At 63.9% G+C, this 15,693-nt stretch carries 14 protein-coding genes; 4 read left to right on the forward strand and 10 right to left on the reverse strand.

Features of this window, described 5'->3' with window-relative positions; translation table 11 throughout:
• Window positions 1-19: 19 nt before the first annotated feature.
• Window positions 20-1,696, reverse strand: coding sequence for a GspE/PulE family protein (locus NJ69_RS19920; RefSeq protein ID WP_039582525.1), 1,677 nt, complete (start codon window positions 1,694-1,696; stop codon window positions 20-22).
• Window positions 1,697-1,806: 110 nt separating this feature from the next.
• Window positions 1,807-2,133, reverse strand: a complete 327-nt coding sequence (locus NJ69_RS19925) for a hypothetical protein (RefSeq protein ID WP_029612401.1) — start codon at window positions 2,131-2,133, stop codon at window positions 1,807-1,809.
• A 126-nt stretch (window positions 2,134-2,259) separates the two neighbouring features.
• On the opposite strand from NJ69_RS19925, the gene NJ69_RS19930 reads away from it, so the two are divergent.
• Complete coding sequence (locus NJ69_RS19930; protein ID WP_039582527.1) at window positions 2,260-2,724, forward strand: Lrp/AsnC family transcriptional regulator; 465 nt, start codon at window positions 2,260-2,262, stop codon at window positions 2,722-2,724.
• A 63-nt stretch (window positions 2,725-2,787) separates the two neighbouring features.
• Here NJ69_RS19930 and ilvD read toward each other — a convergent pair whose 3' ends face one another.
• Complete coding sequence (ilvD, locus tag NJ69_RS19935) at window positions 2,788-4,629, reverse strand: dihydroxy-acid dehydratase (protein WP_029612398.1); 1,842 nt, start codon at window positions 4,627-4,629, stop codon at window positions 2,788-2,790.
• A 480-nt stretch (window positions 4,630-5,109) separates the two neighbouring features.
• Here ilvD and mgtE point away from each other — a divergent pair, with 480 nt between their 5' ends.
• Entirely contained in the window at window positions 5,110-6,156 is a 1,047-nt protein-coding gene (mgtE, locus tag NJ69_RS19940; protein ID WP_039582528.1) for a magnesium transporter, read from the forward strand.
• Between the two features lie 110 nt (window positions 6,157-6,266).
• Here the strand turns inward: mgtE and NJ69_RS19945 are convergent, their stop codons facing one another.
• From NJ69_RS19945 to NJ69_RS19955, 3 genes are all read right to left on the reverse strand, one after another.
• Window positions 6,267-7,466 (reverse strand): MFS transporter, encoded by a 1,200-nt coding sequence (locus NJ69_RS19945; RefSeq protein ID WP_052192166.1) that lies wholly within the window; start codon window positions 7,464-7,466, stop codon window positions 6,267-6,269.
• A gap of 335 nt (window positions 7,467-7,801) precedes the next feature.
• Window positions 7,802-8,998, reverse strand: coding sequence for a class I SAM-dependent rRNA methyltransferase (locus tag NJ69_RS19950; RefSeq protein WP_039582530.1), 1,197 nt, complete (start codon window positions 8,996-8,998; stop codon window positions 7,802-7,804).
• A gap of 115 nt (window positions 8,999-9,113) precedes the next feature.
• Window positions 9,114-9,650 carry a type 1 glutamine amidotransferase domain-containing protein gene (locus tag NJ69_RS19955; protein ID WP_029612394.1) on the reverse strand — a complete coding sequence of 179 codons (537 nt, stop codon included), beginning with the start codon at window positions 9,648-9,650 and terminating at the stop codon, window positions 9,114-9,116.
• 194 nt (window positions 9,651-9,844) lie between these two features.
• Here NJ69_RS19955 and NJ69_RS19960 point away from each other — a divergent pair, with 194 nt between their 5' ends.
• Window positions 9,845-10,663 carry an HDOD domain-containing protein gene (locus NJ69_RS19960; protein WP_205419315.1) on the forward strand — a complete coding sequence of 273 codons (819 nt, stop codon included), beginning with the start codon at window positions 9,845-9,847 and terminating at the stop codon, window positions 10,661-10,663.
• Between the two features lie 3 nt (window positions 10,664-10,666).
• A complete protein-coding gene (gene mutM / locus NJ69_RS19965) occupies window positions 10,667-11,479 on the forward strand; it encodes a bifunctional DNA-formamidopyrimidine glycosylase/DNA-(apurinic or apyrimidinic site) lyase (protein WP_039582533.1) in 813 nt (270 codons plus the stop codon).
• 7 nt (window positions 11,480-11,486) lie between these two features.
• Here the strand turns inward: mutM and ggt are convergent, their stop codons facing one another.
• The 4 genes from ggt to NJ69_RS19985 all read right to left on the reverse strand — a co-directional run bounded on the left by ggt (window position 11,487) and on the right by NJ69_RS19985 (window position 15,621).
• Window positions 11,487-13,181, reverse strand: coding sequence for a gamma-glutamyltransferase (gene ggt, locus NJ69_RS19970; protein ID WP_209435519.1), 1,695 nt, complete (start codon window positions 13,179-13,181; stop codon window positions 11,487-11,489).
• The gene (locus NJ69_RS19975; RefSeq protein WP_039582535.1) at window positions 13,181-13,432 is read right to left on the reverse strand and encodes a YfhL family 4Fe-4S dicluster ferredoxin; all 252 of its coding nucleotides are present in this window, start codon (window positions 13,430-13,432) and stop codon (window positions 13,181-13,183) included. The genes ggt and NJ69_RS19975 overlap by 1 nt, the downstream gene beginning before the upstream one ends.
• Window positions 13,433-13,557: 125 nt before the next feature.
• Window positions 13,558-14,037 carry a pantetheine-phosphate adenylyltransferase gene (gene coaD / locus NJ69_RS19980; protein ID WP_029612389.1) on the reverse strand — a complete coding sequence of 160 codons (480 nt, stop codon included), beginning with the start codon at window positions 14,035-14,037 and terminating at the stop codon, window positions 13,558-13,560.
• Window positions 14,038-14,166: 129 nt separating this feature from the next.
• On the reverse strand, window positions 14,167-15,621 hold the full coding sequence (locus NJ69_RS19985) for a coniferyl aldehyde dehydrogenase (RefSeq protein ID WP_080754784.1): 1,455 nt from the start codon (window positions 15,619-15,621) through the stop codon (window positions 14,167-14,169).
• Window positions 15,622-15,693: the final 72 nt, after the last annotated feature.

Genomic DNA, 15,693 nt, shown 5'->3' on the forward strand with positions numbered 1-15,693 from the left:
CGCAAGATAGGGGCGGTGCTCAGGGGCATACCCGCAGAACCTCCTGCAGGCTGGTCAGCCCCTGTGCAACCTTGTCTTCGCCGCATCGGCGCAAGTCCCGCATACCTCTGGCAAAAGCTTGCTGTCGCAGGCTCGCCAGGTCCATCCGGGCGCCGATTCGCGCTCGCAGAGCTTCGCAGAGCACCAGCAGTTCGAACAGTCCGGTACGCCCCTTGTAGCCAGTTCCGCGACAGGTCCTACACGACGCATCGTTCTCCCCTGACCTGCCGTGGCAAGCCACGCAAAAGGTCCGGACCAGACGCTGAGCCATGACCGCGATCAGCGTGGCTTTGATCAGGTAGTCGGCAACGCCCAGTTCCTGCAAGCGGGTGATAGCGCTGCAGGCGTCGTTGGTGTGCAGGGTGGAAAGTACCAGATGACCGGTCAAGGCGGCTTGCACCGCGACCTGCGCCGTTTCCCGGTCACGGATTTCGCCGATCATGATGATGTCAGGGTCCTGGCGCAGCAACGCTCGCACTCCATTGGCGAAGCTCAAGTCGAGCGCCGGCTGGACCTGCAATTGGTTCAGGCCGGGCTCCAGCCGTTCGATGGGATCTTCGATGGTGCACAGGTTGATCTCGGGTGTAGCGAGGTACTTGAGGCTGGCATAGAGCGTGCTGGTCTTGCCGGAGCCGGTGGGGCCGGTCAGCAGGACAATGCCCTGGCGCCGGGCCAGCAGCGTTTGCCACTGCCCGAGCAAGCTGCCTTCCAGCCCCAGGCGCTCGAAGTCTTCATGCAACTGTTCCGGATCGAAAATGCGTAGCACCAGCTTTTCGCCGAAGGGAGTCGGCAGGGTGGACAGGCGCAATTCGATTTCGCTGGCGTCGGGCAGACGGCTTTTCAAACGACCATCCTGAGGGCGGCGTTTCTCGGCCACGTCCATTCGCCCCAGATGCTTCAGGCGGCTGACCAGTGCCAAGGTCACACTGGCCGGAAACACGTACACCGTGTGCAGCAAGCCGTCGATGCGATAGCGCAGTTGGCCCTGATCGCCACGTGGCTCCAGGTGGATATCGCTGGCGCGCTGCTCGACGGCGTACTGCAGGAGCCAGTCGGCGATGTGCACGATGTGCGCGTCGTCGGCGTTGTTGGCCGTCGTTCTGCCACTCTGTTCCAGCAGGTGTTCCAGTGCGCCCAGGCTGGCGCGCTGCTGCTGGGCACCTTGTACCGAGTGCGCCAGGTGCTGGTAGGTGTCCGTGAGTTGGCGCAGTTGCGCCGGATTGGCCAGCACGCGACGGATCGGCTGGCCAAGGCTGCGCCCCAGGTCGGCCTCCCATTCGCGCTGATAGGGCTGGGTACTGGCCACGGTGACCGCGGTGTCGTCCCTGTCCACGGCGAGGATGCCATGACGGCGAGCGAAGGCCGGGGAGATCAGGTCCGCCACCCCGGCCAGGTCGATGGTCAGGGGGTCAAGGCGTACATAGGGCAGGCCGGTCTTGTCTGCCAGCCATTGGCAGAGGGTATCCAGATCCAGTGTATGACCGGGCCGCAGGCGGTCTTTCAGGGACAGGCTGGCGAGAATCTCGAGGGGGTGGCTCGGCGGGTGACTGGTGTGCTCGAGCACGCGCAGCGTATCGGCAGGGTCCAGGCGCTGCTCGGCCAGCAGCGCTTCGAGTAGGCGATTGAGGTCGAGGCTGTGATCGTGTGGGCTGTGCATGGCGGCATCCTTGCCGGGCTGCTGAAGGCCCGGGCAAGCTTAGCCGGGGTTGAAATACGGTCCGGGAAAAATGGGTTTCCGGATCTTGCGCGGTCGCAGCGGCACGCGTCTCAGCCAGCGACGACTTCCGACAGCCTGGGTACGTTTTCCAGCAGTACTTCGCCCACGCACACCAGGTTGCGCATTTTCTGTGCGATCACACCGGCACGATGCCAGCTCAGTCCGGCGATACCGATTTCCACGTGCAGCACGTCATCGTGCTGACAGACCTGCACACTGTGTGGCGTGAGAAATTGCAGAGCGAAGAGGTTCAGCACTCGACACAAACTGTCGGGTTCGGCCTCGATATCCAGGCGATAACGCACCTCGGTAAGGTGGACACTGGCCGCCCAGGCATCGCTGCGCGTGGGGGTGTCTTGGCGTTCGAGTGCATTCATGAAGGTCTCCCATTGGATGCAGAGCATTCTCCCAGGTCGAAACAGGCATTTCTTCGTTATTATTCCTCGTTTGAACTGAGCCTGAGACTAGATCAAGTCTCATAACCGTAAATAAAAGGATCAATCATGCACGGCGAACTGGATGCCTATGACCGGCGCATTCTCGAATTGCTCCAAGAGGATGCGTCCTTGTCCAGCGCGCAGATTGCCGAGCGCGTGGGGCTTTCCCAGTCCCCCTGCTGGCGACGGATACAGCGGTTGAAAGACGAAGGGGTCATCCGCGCTCAGGTCACCCTGCTCGATCGCCGTAAAGTGGGTCTGAACACGCAGATTTTCGCGGAGGTCAAGCTCAACGCCCATGGCCGCTCCAACTTCACCGAGTTCACCGAGGCGATCCGTGGATTTCCCGAAGTGCTGGAGTGCTACGTGCTGATGGGCTCGGTGGATTTCCTGCTGCGGATCGTCACGGCCGATATCGAGGCCTACGAGCGCTTCTTCTTCGAGAAGTTGTCGAACGTGCCGGGGATCCAGGAAGTGAATTCGATCGTGGCGCTGTCCGAGATCAAGTCGACCACCAGCCTGCCGCTGTAATGCAAACTGCGGGCGCAAAAAAAACCGGCGCCTTGGGCGCCGGTTCGGTCAGGCTCGCAACCTTCAGAGGCCGTCGAGCATGGCTTTGTTGCGTACCGCGCCTTTGTCAGCGCTGGTCGCCAGCAGCGCGTAAGCCTTCAGGGCGGTGGTCACCTTGCGTGGTCGCGCTTCGGCGGGCTTCCAGCCTTTCTTGTCCTGATCGGCACGGCGCGCCGCCAGCTCCTCGTCGCTGACCAACAGGTTGATCGAGCGGTTGGGAATGTCGATCAGCACCTTGTCGCCATCCTTCACCAGACCAATCGCGCCGCCCGACGCCGCTTCCGGCGAGGCATGGCCGATGGACAGACCCGAGGTGCCGCCGGAGAAGCGACCGTCGGTGAGCAAGGCGCAGGCTTTGCCCAGGCCCTTGGACTTCAGGTACGAGGTGGGGTAGAGCATTTCCTGCATGCCCGGACCGCCTTTCGGACCTTCGTAACGGATGATCACGATGTCGCCGGCCTTCACTTCGTCGGCGAGGATGCCCCGCACGGCGCTGTCCTGGCTTTCGAAGATCTTGGCGGTGCCCTCGAACACGTGGATCGACTCGTCCACACCGGCGGTTTTCACGACGCAGCCGTCCAGGGCGATATTGCCGTACAGCACGGCCAGGCCACCTTCCTGCGAGTAGGCGTGTTCGACGCTGCGGATGCAACCGTTCTCGCGGTCGTCATCGAGCGTGTCCCAGCGAGTCGACTGGCTGAAGGCGGTCTGGGTCGGGATGCCGGCTGGGCCTGCCTTGAAGAAGGTGTGCACGGCGGCGTCATCGGTCTGGGTGATGTCCCACTTGGCGATGGCTTCTTCCATGCTGCGGCTGTGCACGGTCGGCAGGTCCGTGTGCAGCAGCCCGCCACGGGCCAGCGAGCCGAGGATGCTGAAGATGCCACCGGCGCGGTGCACGTCTTCCATGTGGTACTTCTGGATGTTCGGCGCCACCTTGCACAGCTGCGGTACCGTGCGTGACAGGCGATCGATGTCGCGCAGGTCGAAGGCCACCTCGGCTTCCTGGGCCGCGGCCAGCAGGTGCAGGATGGTGTTGGTCGAGCCGCCCATGGCGATGTCGAGCATCATGGCGTTCTCGAACGCCTTGAAGTTGGCGATGTTGCGCGGCAGCACCGACTCGTCGTTCTCGCCGTAGTAGCGCTTGCACAGCTCGACGATGGTGCGTCCGGCAGTGAGGAACAACTGCTCGCGGTCGGCGTGAGTGGCGAGGGTCGAACCGTTGCCCGGCAAGGCCAGGCCCAGGGCTTCGGTCAGGCAGTTCATCGAGTTGGCGGTGAACATGCCGGAGCACGAGCCACAGGTCGGGCAGGCGCTGCGCTCGTACTCGGCGACTTTTTCGTCGGAGGCCGACGAGTCGGCGGCGATGACCATGGCATCGACCAGGTCCAGGCCGTGGCTGGCCAGCTTGGTCTTGCCGGCTTCCATCGGCCCACCGGAGACGAAGATCACCGGGATGTTCAGGCGCAGGGCGGCCATCAGCATGCCGGGGGTGATCTTGTCGCAGTTGGAGATGCAGACGATGGCGTCGGCGCAGTGGGCGTTGACCATGTACTCGACGGCGTCGGCGATGATCTCGCGGCTGGGCAGCGAGTACAGCATGCCGTCGTGGCCCATGGCGATGCCGTCGTCCACGGCGATGGTGTTGAATTCCTTGGCGACGCCACCGGCGCGTTCGATTTCTCGAGCGACCAACTGGCCCAGGTCCTTCAGGTGCACATGACCCGGGACGAACTGGGTGAAGGAGTTGGCGATGGCGATGATCGGCTTCTTGAAGTCATCGTCCTTCATGCCGGTGGCACGCCACAGCGCGCGGGCACCGGCCATGTTGCGGCCGTGGGTGGAGGTCTTGGAACGGTAATCAGGCATGACGCACTCCTGGCGGCTTGATCAGGTCACTGGTAAGGGGAGTGAGCTTCGCTTGTCCTTGGCGCCGCAGGCCGGTTGCCGCTGCACGGATGGGGCCGGGACTGCGCGGGATCGCCGCGTGCCTGGCCAGAGCTCATAAACCCGCCTGGGGATGTCTGGCGATGAATAGGCCGATTCTACACCGCTGGGGCGGTGAGGAAATGGCGATGTGTCTGGACGGTGGCTTTCACGACTCGCTGCGGTAGTTGTAGGACTTGTCCCAAACGCGAGTTGGGCGGTGTTCTTCCCTCGCCACGCTCCCTATCATCCCCGCGCCGCATGTGCGGCTTCACGAGCTATTACCTCAATGGACCTTCCCAGTTTCAGTTCATCGCGAACTTGCATTCTGGCACTGAGCGCGCCGTCGCCAGGGCTTGCGAAGGCTTGAGCCCGCGTGGCTGAGGTCAGCAGGCGCCTGTCACGGCGCCTGGAGAATCTCCCATGCACTACACCCCATCCAATCCGCTCGAATTGCGCCAGGCCGCCCAGGCGCAGCGGGACCAGTTTCTGCAGGCCGACACCTATGAGACCGGTACAGCGGGCGCGCTGATGATCAGCCAGTACACGCACCTCGATAGCGGGCTTACGGCCAGTCAGGCCGTCGCCATGTTGCGCCGCGAGGCCGCAGATGCCGAAACCATCTATCAGTCCTACGTGGTGGATGCCGCGCGCAACCTGCTTGGCACCCTGTCGCTGCGCGAGCTGATCCTGGCGGCGCCCGACCAGCCGATAGACGCCATCATGGTGCGCAAGGTGCTTTGCGTCAGCACCGCCACACGCCAGGAGGAAGTCGCGCGGCTGATCCGCGAGCACGATCTGCTGGCCGTGCCGGTGCTCGACGAACTCGGGCGCCTGGTGGGTATCGTCACCTGCGACGAAGCGCTGGACGTGATGGTGGAAGAGGCCACCGAGGACTTTCACAAAGGCGCGTCGATCACCAACCACATCGGCAACCTCAAGGACGCCACCATCGGCCTGATGTACCGCAAGCGCGTGCTCTGGCTGGTGGTGCTGGTGTTCGGCAATCTGTTTTCCGGGGCCGGTATCGCAGCGTTCGAAGACACCATCGCCGCGCACATCGCTTTGGTCTTCTTCCTGCCCCTGCTGGTGGACAGCGGCGGTAATGCCGGTGCCCAGTCCGCGACCTTGATGGTGCGCGGTTTGGCCACGGGCGAAGTGGTGATGCGCGACTGGATGCGAATGCTGGCCCGCGAGTGCGGCGTGGCACTGGCCTTGGGCGGCACCATGGCCGTGGCCGTGGCATCGCTCGGCGTATTGCGCGGTGGGCCGGAGATTGCCGTGATCGTGGCCAGCAGCATGCTGGTGATCGTGCTGATCGGCAGCCTCATCGGCATGAGCCTGCCGTTCCTGCTCAGCCGCTTCAAGCTGGATCCGGCTACCGCCAGTGGCCCGTTGGTGACATCGATCGCCGACGCAGTGGGCGTGTTGATCTACTTCGGTATCGCTTCGGTGGTGCTGGAGTTGTGAGTCTGGCGCAGACGGAGTGACAGGGGGCATGCAGGCCTGGGAGCTCGTCCTCAGCCGGGCGCGCGCGTCGAGTCTGACATTGGTCTTCTCGGGCTTGCTGCTCCTGCTGCTCAAGGGGGTGTTGCAGTGGGCTCGGCTGCAACGGACGACAGCCTTTCGAGCACCACCGCGCCGCACAGGCTCACGCAGATGAAGCCCAAGCCCAGGCTCATCGGTAGGCTGGCTTCCATCATCGCGATCAGCCCGCTCGCCGCGCCCCCAATCGCGAACAGCAACGTATTACCGAGCGCCGCTGCGGCGCCTGCGCGTTCAGGATGACGTTCCAGTGGTGCGCAGGTGGCCGCGGGCCTGACGATCGTGGTGCCTGCCGTGCAGACGATCATGGGCACCAAGAGCGCCGTGATGGACAACACGGTCCATGTGAGCCAGACGACCAGCACCCCACCTGCCAGACCGATGAGCCCAAGGCCGACGCGAATCTGAGTGCGTGTCGGTATCCGCCCGTTGATCGCACTGGCGATGATGCCGCCGGCCAGGTAGGCACATCCATAGCCAAGAAAAACCATCGAAAAGCCGTACTCGGAAAGGCCCAAGCGGTTCATGAGCAGTAACGGTGATACGACGATGAAGGAAAAATGGCAGGCGAATGCAAAAGCAGAAAGGATCGAGTAGGCCATAAAGCGAGGGTCGCGAATCAGGATGCTGTAGCTTTTCATCGCACCGGGTAGGGGAGGTTTCGAGCGGTTCTCTGTCAGTTCTTTCGCGCACAGAACGATAGCCAGGAAAGCGAAACCACTGAACACATAAAAGCTTCCCTGCCAGCCGAAAAAATTTTGCAATACGCTGCCCGCCAGCGGCGCAATGGAAATGAACAATCCGCTTGCAGTGGTCAAGATTATCCTCAAGGTATTGCGTCGATGGTCCGAGTATCGATCCTGGATGATGGCCTGGCTTAATACGAAACAGCCGCAGCCAACGGCTTGAAGTATCCGAAAGACTGTAAAACTTATGTAATCACCCGATAAGGTGCAGCCAACCGCTCCGATGATCGATAAGTAAAGGCCGGCCTGTAGAAGTCTTTTGCGACCCATCCGGTCTGACAACGGTCCGATTGCGCACTGAGAAATGGCCACGCCGATTGCGAACAAACTGACGGAATAGGAAGCGCTTACGAGGCTGACAGAAAACGCTTGGCTGACTGCTTGGAGTGAAGGGAGCACCACATCCACAGGGAAGACGCCTAATAGCGTCATCAATGCGAGTAAAGCAAGCAGTCGTCGGCCAGGGGGGGAGGGTGGGGTCGAGTTCATGCGATTATTCCAGCGCTTTTTATAAATGGAGCGTCTAATTGTTCTTGAGAAATTCTGACCGCATTGACGTATGTAGTGGCCTCAACCAGCGAAGCTGCTCGCGCTGTTGATCGATCATTCGGTCGAACACAATCTAACGTGCTCGTTAAACGGCATCATTGCGACATTTCTTAGAGTAGAAAAAAGATCTAGAGAGGCAAGCTTCTATATCGGCTGAAAATTCTCAGCAACTCGTAGGAGCTTTCCGCTGTTGCTTCGCAGGTTATCTAACGCGTAAAAAAAGCCCGGCATTGGCTATCCAATACCGGGCTTTTTCAAACCGCGCCGAACCGTGGTCAGCTATTAGGCAGCAACCGGCAGGTGATGCTCTTGATGTAGCGCGTTTCGGCGATGGCCGGGTGCACCGGATGGTCCGGGCCCTGACCGCCACGCTCGAGCAGTTGCAGGTTGCGGTCCAGGTGGCGGGCGCTGGTCAGCAGGATATTGTGCAGATCGTCCTCGGGCAGGTGCATCGAGCACGAGGCGCTGACCAGGATGCCGTCCTTGTTCAGCATGCGCATGGCCTGTTCGTTGAGGCGACGGTAGGCCGCTTCGCCGTTCTTCAGGTCCTTCTTGCGTTTGATGAAGGCGGGTGGGTCGGCGATGATCACGTCGAAGCGCTCTTCGGCGGCCTTGAGTTCGCGCAGTGCTTCGAACACATCGCCTTCGATGCAGGTCAGCTTGTCGGCGATGCCGTTCAGCGCGGCGTTGCGCTCGACGCCATCCAGGGCGAAGCCCGAGGCATCGACGCAGAACACTTCACTGGCGCCGAAGGCACCGGCCTGCACGCCCCAGCCACCGATGTAGCTGAACAGGTCGAGCACGCGCTTGCCTTTGACGTAGGGCGCCAGGCGCGCACGGTTCATGCGGTGGTCGTAGAACCAGCCGGTCTTCTGGCCTTCGCGCACGGGGGCTTCGAACTTCACACCGTTCTCTTCCAAGGCGACCCAATCCGGCACGTCGCCGTAGACCGTCTCGACATAGCGCGCGAGGCCTTCGGCGTCGCGTGCGGCGGAGTCGTTCTTGAACAGGATGCCGCTGGGCTTGAGCACCTGCACCAGCGCGGCGATCACTTCGTCCTTGTGCGCTTCCATGGTGGCCGAGGCCAGTTGCACCACCAGAATGTCGTAGAAGCGATCGACCACCAGCCCAGGCAGCAAGTCGGAATCGCCGTAGACCAGGCGATAGCAGGGCTGCTCGAAGAGCCGTTCGCGCAGCGACAAGGCCACGTTCAAACGGTGCACCAGCAGCGACTTGTCCAGCGCCAGCTTGCTGTCGCGCGACAGCAGGCGCGCGCAGATGAGGTTGTTCGGGCTGACGGCGACCACGCCCAGCGGCTTGCCGTTGGCCGCTTCGAGGATCGCCTGCTGCCCGGCCTTCAGGCCCTGCAGCGGGGTCGCAGCCACGTCGATCTCGTTGCTGTAGACCCACAGGTGACCGGCGCGCAAACGGCGGTCGGCATTGGCTTTGAGACGAAGGCTGGGCAGGGACATGACGTCGCTCCGGAAAAAAGAGCGGGAGTATAGCGTGTCGCTGGCTGGATTCGCAGCGCAGCGCGACGAGGCGCAAAGCGACCTCGCCGTGGCTGCGGTTCAGGCCGCGAGAGGCTCAGCTCAGCGCTTTGATCAATTGCGCGTTGAATGCCGGGATATCGTCAGGCTGGCGGCTGCTGATCAGGTTGCCGTCCACCACCACCTCTTCATCCACCCACTGACCGCCTGCATTGCGAATGTCGTCCTGCAAGGTCTTGAAGCTGGTCATGCGCTTGCCTTTGACCAGGTCGCAGGAAATCAGCAACCAGCCGCCGTGGCAGATCACCGCCAGGGGTTTGCCCGCTGCGGCGTGGCTTTTCACCAGTTTCTGCGCGCCCGAAATCAGACGGATGGTGTCGGAGTTCTGCACGCCGCCTGGCAGTACGATGGCGTCGTAGGTCGTGTCCTGGGCGTCATCGAACGTGGCATCGACCTGGAAGGCATCGGCCGGCTTGTCGTGGTTCCAGCCGCGCACGCTGCCGGTCTCCTCGCCGAGCACATCCACTTGGGCGCCGGCCTGCAGCAGCGCATCGCGCGGGCCGGTCAGCTCGACTTGCTCGAAGCCGTCGGTCACCAGAAAGGCCACGCGCTTGCCGTTGAGTTGTGCGGTCATGAGTTGCTACTCCATTTCTTCGATAGGTGTGAGAAAAGAGGCCGCCGGCCCTAAAGTAAAGTTCCCGGCGAACGATTCAGTGGTTGGTGCCCTGCCGGCGTACAGGGTTAGAATTCCCCCTTATCCCCGAGTGCGCAGCCATGTCCCAGGAACTTACCGCCGAACAGATCCAGCAAGCCTTGCAGGGCATCACCATCCCGCCCCAGCCGCAGATCATGGTGGACCTGCAGTTCGAGCAGTACATGCCCGACCCGGACCTGGAAACCATCGCCAAGCTCATCGCCCAAGACCCCGGTCTGTCCGGCGCGTTGCTCAAGTTGGTGAACTCGCCGCATTTCGGCCTGGCCAACAAGATCGGTTCGATCCAGCGCGCGGTGAACCTGCTGGGCAGCCGCTCGATCATCAACTTGATCAACGCCCAGTCGATCAAGGGCGAGATGAGCGACGAGACCATCGTCACCCTCAACCGGTTCTGGGATACCGCCCAGGACGTGGCCATGACCTGCCTGACCCTGGCCAAGCGCACCGGCATCCAGGCGGTGGACGAGGCCTACACGCTCGGCCTGTTCCATGACTGCGGCGTGCCGCTGATGCTCAAGCGTTTCCCCAACTATATGGACGTGCTGGAAGACGCCTACGCCAATGCCAGCGCGGACAACCGCGTGGTCGACACCGAAAACCGCGCCCTCAACACCAACCACTCGGTGGTGGGCTACTTCACGGCCAAGTCGTGGCGCCTGCCCGAGCACATCAGCGGCGCCATCGCCAATCACCACAACGCGCTGTCGATCTTCCGCGACGACACGTCGCGCAATGGCCAGACTCAATTGAAGAACCTGCTGGCGGTGCTGAAGATGGCCGAGCACATCTGCGCGTCCTACCGGGTGCTGGGCAACCAGAGCGAAGATCACGAATGGAACGCGGTCGGCCCGCTGGTACTCGATTACATCGGGCTGTCGGAATACGACTTCGACAGCCTCAAGCAGAACATTCGCGAACTGAGTGGCCGTTGATCCATGCCTGAGTTGCCGGAAGTCGAAACAACCCGACGCGGTATCGCGCCGTACCTCGAAGGGCAGCGGGTCAGCCGGGTGGTGGTGCGTGATCGCCGCTTGCGCTGGCCGATCCCTGAAGACCTGGATGTGCGCCTCTCGGGCCAACGCATTCTCAGCGTCGAGCGGCGGGCCAAGTACCTGCTGATCAACGCCGAGGTGGGTACGCTGATCAGTCACTTGGGCATGTCTGGCAACCTGCGCCTGGTCGAGCAGGGCTTGCCGGCGGCCAAGCACGAACACGTGGACATCGAGCTGGAATCCGGGCTGATGCTGCGCTACACGGACCCGCGTCGCTTCGGCGCCATGCTCTGGAGCCATGACCCGCTCGGCCACGAACTGCTGGCGCGCCTGGGGCCGGAGCCGCTGACCGAGCTGTTCGACGGTGAGCGGCTGTTCCAGCTGTCGCGCGGGCGGTCGATGGCGGTCAAGCCGTTCATCATGGACAACGCCGTGGTGGTCGGCGTGGGCAACATCTACGCCACCGAAGCGCTGTTCGCTGCGGGTATCGACCCGCGCCGCGCTGCTGGCGGCATCAGCCGGGCGCGCTATCTGAAGCTGGCGATCGAGATCAAGCGGGTGCTCGCCGCCGCCATCGAGCGCGGCGGCACCACGTTGCGTGATTTCATCGGCGGCGACGGCCAGCCCGGCTATTTCCAGCAGGAGCTGTATGCCTACGGGCGGGCTGGCGAGGCTTGCAAGGTGTGCGGCAGCGAACTGCGCGAGGTCAAGCTCGGCCAGCGCGCCAGCGTGTTCTGCCCACGCTGCCAGCGCTGAGCGCCGCTCACTCCCGGACAGCCTCCAGCACCGTGGCCTGACCTTCCCCGCGTGGATCGCTGGCCGCTTCGAGCGTGCCCGCGCGCTTGTTCCAATACACCACCTGCTGGTTGCCGTAGCTGCGCTGCAGATCCTTGAGCGTGTAACCACGCGCCCGCAGCGCGGCCTTTTGTGCGTCGTCGAAGGTATCGGGCTCGTGCTCGATCACATCCGGCAGGTACTGATGGTGGTAGCGGGGCGTGGCGGGCCAGTCGCTCACCGGTCGTCCTTCCAGGAAACCCAGCATCGACAGCAGCACCATGCTCGGAATCCGGCTGCCGCCCGGTGTGCCGAAACTGGCGAGTTGCGACGGACTTTCCAGGAAGCTGGGGGTCATGCTCGACAATGGACGCTTGCCCGCGGCCACGGCGTTGGCCTGGCTGCCGGCCAGCCCGTAGCTGTTGCTGCCGCTGGGGTCGGCGGCGAAATCGTCCATCTCGTTGTTCAGCACCACGCCGCTGCCCGGCACGGTGAAGGCGGCGCCGAACGGCAGGTTGACCGACAGCGTGGCCGACACGGCATTGCCAGCGGCATCGATCACGGTGAAGTGAGTGGTGTGGTCGCCTTCGCGCCAGGCCGGTGCCGGCGGCAGCGCACTGCTGGGGGTCGCTTGGTGCACATCGATGCTGTCGGCCAGCGAGGTCAGGTACGAACGCGCCAGCAGGCGGTCGATGGGGTTGGCGACGTAGTCTGGATCGCCCAGCAGACCCCGGTCGCGATAGGCGCGGCGCAGCACCTCGACCACGTAGTGGCTGCGTTGCACCGGCCCGGCGCTCTGCCAGGGCAGGCGCTGGAGCATCGCCAGGCTTTGCGCCAGCGCCACGCCACCCGCCGACGGCAGTGGGCTGCTGATCAGTTCGCGCTGATCGGCCAAGGCATAGCGCAGCGGCTGGCGCCAGGCCGTGCGGTAATCAGCGAGGTCGTCGAGCGTCCACAGCCCGCCGGCCTGGCGAACGCCTGCCACCAGTCGCCGCGCGACCGCTCCGCCATAGAAGCCATCGCGGCCGTGGTCGGCCAGCGCCTGCAGGGTGGCAGCGAGTTCGGGCTGGCGGATACGGGTGCCGAGAGCGGGCACCTGCTGGTCGCGCAAGAACAGGCGGGTGCTTTCGGCGTCGGCGCGCAGCGCGTCAAGGCGCATGCTGGCGCGGTCGCGGTAGATGCGGTCGACGGTAAAGCCTTGGTTGGCCAGGCGGATGGCCGGGGCCAGGCTGTCTTTGAGCGGGAGTTTGCCGTGGGTGGCGGCGAGGTCGGCGAGGGCTTGGGGCAAGCCGGGAATGGCGGCGGCCAAGGGGCCATTGACGGACAGCCCCGCACGGACCTTGCCATTTTCCAGGTACATGTCCGGCGACGCCGCCCCTGGCGCGCGTTCGCGGGCATCGAGGAAGGCGTAGCGCGTTGGCTCGCCCTGTTGGCGCAGCAGGAAGAACCCGCCGCCGCCCAGCCCCGAACCGTATGGCTCGACCACGGCCAGTGCGGCGCTGATGGCGATGGCGGCGTCGAAGGCGTTGCCGCCCTGAGCCAGCACCTGTCGCGCGGCGGCCGTGGCGTCGGCGTGTGGGCTGGCGATGGCGGCCCGACCTGGGCCGTCGGCGAGCGCGGCGCTGGCCAGCAGCGCCAGGGCGGCGCCGAGCAGCGCCTGGCGAATCACGCCGAGCACGGTCATCAGGCCTTGCCGGTGATCCGGCGGTACTTGGCCATCAGCTCGTCTTCGGTTTCCGGGTGCGCGTCATCCAGGGGGATGCAGTCGACCGGGCAGACCTGCTGGCACTGCGGCTCGTCGTAATGGCCCACGCACTGGGTGCACAGGTTCGGATCGATCACGTAGATCTCCTCGCCCTGGGAGATGGCGGCGTTCGGGCACTCGGGTTCGCAGACGTCGCAATTGATGCAATCGTCGGTGATGATCAGGGACATTGGGACTCCGGCCAGGGCTTGCCGCCCAGGCATGTATCAAGGCAATGCGCGCAATTGTGCCGCATTACTGCGCGCAGTGCACGCAGGCGCGGTGTCGCGCCCACGTGGCGTTCCGGGGAGCATGACTACTTCTTGAAGCGTTCGGTCAGTGCGTCGGCCACGCAGGGGTGGACGAACTTGCTGATATCGCCGCCCAGCGCGGCGATCTCCCGCACCAGGGTCGAGGAAATGAACGAATAGCGTTCCGACGGCGTGAGGAACAGGCTCTCCACGTCCGGCGCCAGTTGGCGATTCATGTTCGCCAACTGGAATTCGTATTCGAAATCGGACACCGCACGCAGCCCGCGCAGAAACACATTGGCGCCCTGCTCCTTGGCGAATTGCGCCAGCAGGGTGGAGAAGCCGATGACCTCGACATTGGGCAGGTGCTTGGTGACCTCACGAGCCAGCGCCACCCGTTGTTCCAGCGGGAACAGCGGATTCTTCTTGGGGCTGGCGGCCACCGCGATGACCACTTGGTCGAACAGGCGGGACGCGCGCTCGACCAGGTCGCCATGGCCTTTGGTGATGGGGTCGAAAGTACCCGGGTACAACACTCGGTTCATCGCGTCATCCTGGCTGGAGTGCGTTGGGGAGTCGGATGGTAGCGCAGCGACTGCTGCCGGGCCAAGTCATGTGTCCGGCTGATGGCACTATAGACAGTGCGTCTATTGGCTGTCATGCCCGCGCTGCCATCAGCGGATGAATAGGCGCTGCACCAAGCGCTGCAGCGCCGTGCCGTAGGGCGGGTAGATCAGCCTGGCCAGGTTCACGCGCTGCTTGACCAGCACGGCCTTGGCCTTGCTGAAGGTCTGGAAACCCGCCTGACCATGGTAATGGCCCATCCCGGAGGGGCCGATCCCGCCGAACGGCAAGTCATCCTGGGCAACGTGGAGCAGGGTGTCGTTCAGGCAGACGCCACCGGAGTGGCTGTGCGCCAGCACGCGAGCCTGTTGGCGGCGATCGTAGCCGAAATAGTACAGGGCCAGTGGGCGAGGGCGCTGGGCGATATAGGCCAGGGCGTCGTCCAGATCGTCGTAGGGCACCAGCGGCAGCAGCGGACCGAAGATCTCCTGTTGCATCACCTGCATGTCATCGCTCACCTGCAGCAGCAGGTGCGGTGGCAGTCGCCGGCCCTGGCGCCCTTCCTGCGGATATAGGTCGAGCACCTGGGCGCCTTTGTCGCGGGCGTCCTGCAGCAGGTGTTCGAGGCGCTGCAACTGGCGCGGGTTGATGATGGCGCTGTAGTCGGGGTTGTCGGCGATGTGCGGGTACAGCCGGGTCACGGCCGCCCGATAGGCCTGGGCAAACGCGTCCAGCTGCTGGCGTGGGACCAGCACGTAGTCCGGGGCCACGCAGGTCTGCCCGGCATTGAGCGTCTTGCCGAAGGCGATGCGTTCGGCGGCCATGGCCAACGGCACGTCGGGCGCGACAATGGCGGGCGACTTGCCGCCCAGCTCCAGGGTCACTGGCGTGAGGTTGGCCGCTGCGGCCTGCATGACCTGGCGGCCGATGGCCGTGGCGCCGGTGAACAACAGGTGATCGAACGGCAACCGGGCGAAGGCCTGGGCGACATCGACCTCACCCAGCACCACGCTGACCAGGTCGCTCGGGAACACCTGTTCGAGCAGGTGCTTGAGCAGCGCAGCGGTCTGCGGCGTGGCCTCGCTGAGCTTGAGCATGACGCGGTTGCCCGCCGCCAGCGCATCGGTAAGCGGACCGATGCTCAGGAACAGCGGGTAATTCCAGGGAACGATGATGCCGACCACGCCCAACGGCTGCCACAGCACGTGGGCGCGGGCCGGTTGAAACGCCAGGCCCACCTTGCGCCGCTGGGGTTTCATCCACCGTCGCACGCGGCGTTCGGCATGCCGCAGGCCGTGCACGGTAGGCAGCAGTTCGGCGAACAGGGTTTCATCGGCGCTGCGTCCACCGAAGTCGGCGTCGATGGCGTCGATCAAACGCTCGCGATTAGCCAGCAGGGTTTCGCGCAGGTGCCTCAGCCATTGCCTACGCTGATCGGCGGGTGGCATCGGGTGGGCGGCAAACGCGCGGCGCTGAGCGTCGAACAAGCGTTGCAGGGCGAGGTCGGATGATTCAACGGGCGGGGGATTGGACGAACTCACGGCAGCTCCGTGCAAAGTGGGCATCTGGCCAGCTTATACTCCCTACGCCTCGGTCCGTGAACCTGTCGCTGGCTGCCATGCGATCAGGTCCATAGC

Source organism: Pseudomonas parafulva, assembly GCF_000800255.1.
Lineage (GTDB): Bacteria > Pseudomonadota > Gammaproteobacteria > Pseudomonadales > Pseudomonadaceae > Aquipseudomonas > Aquipseudomonas boreofloridensis.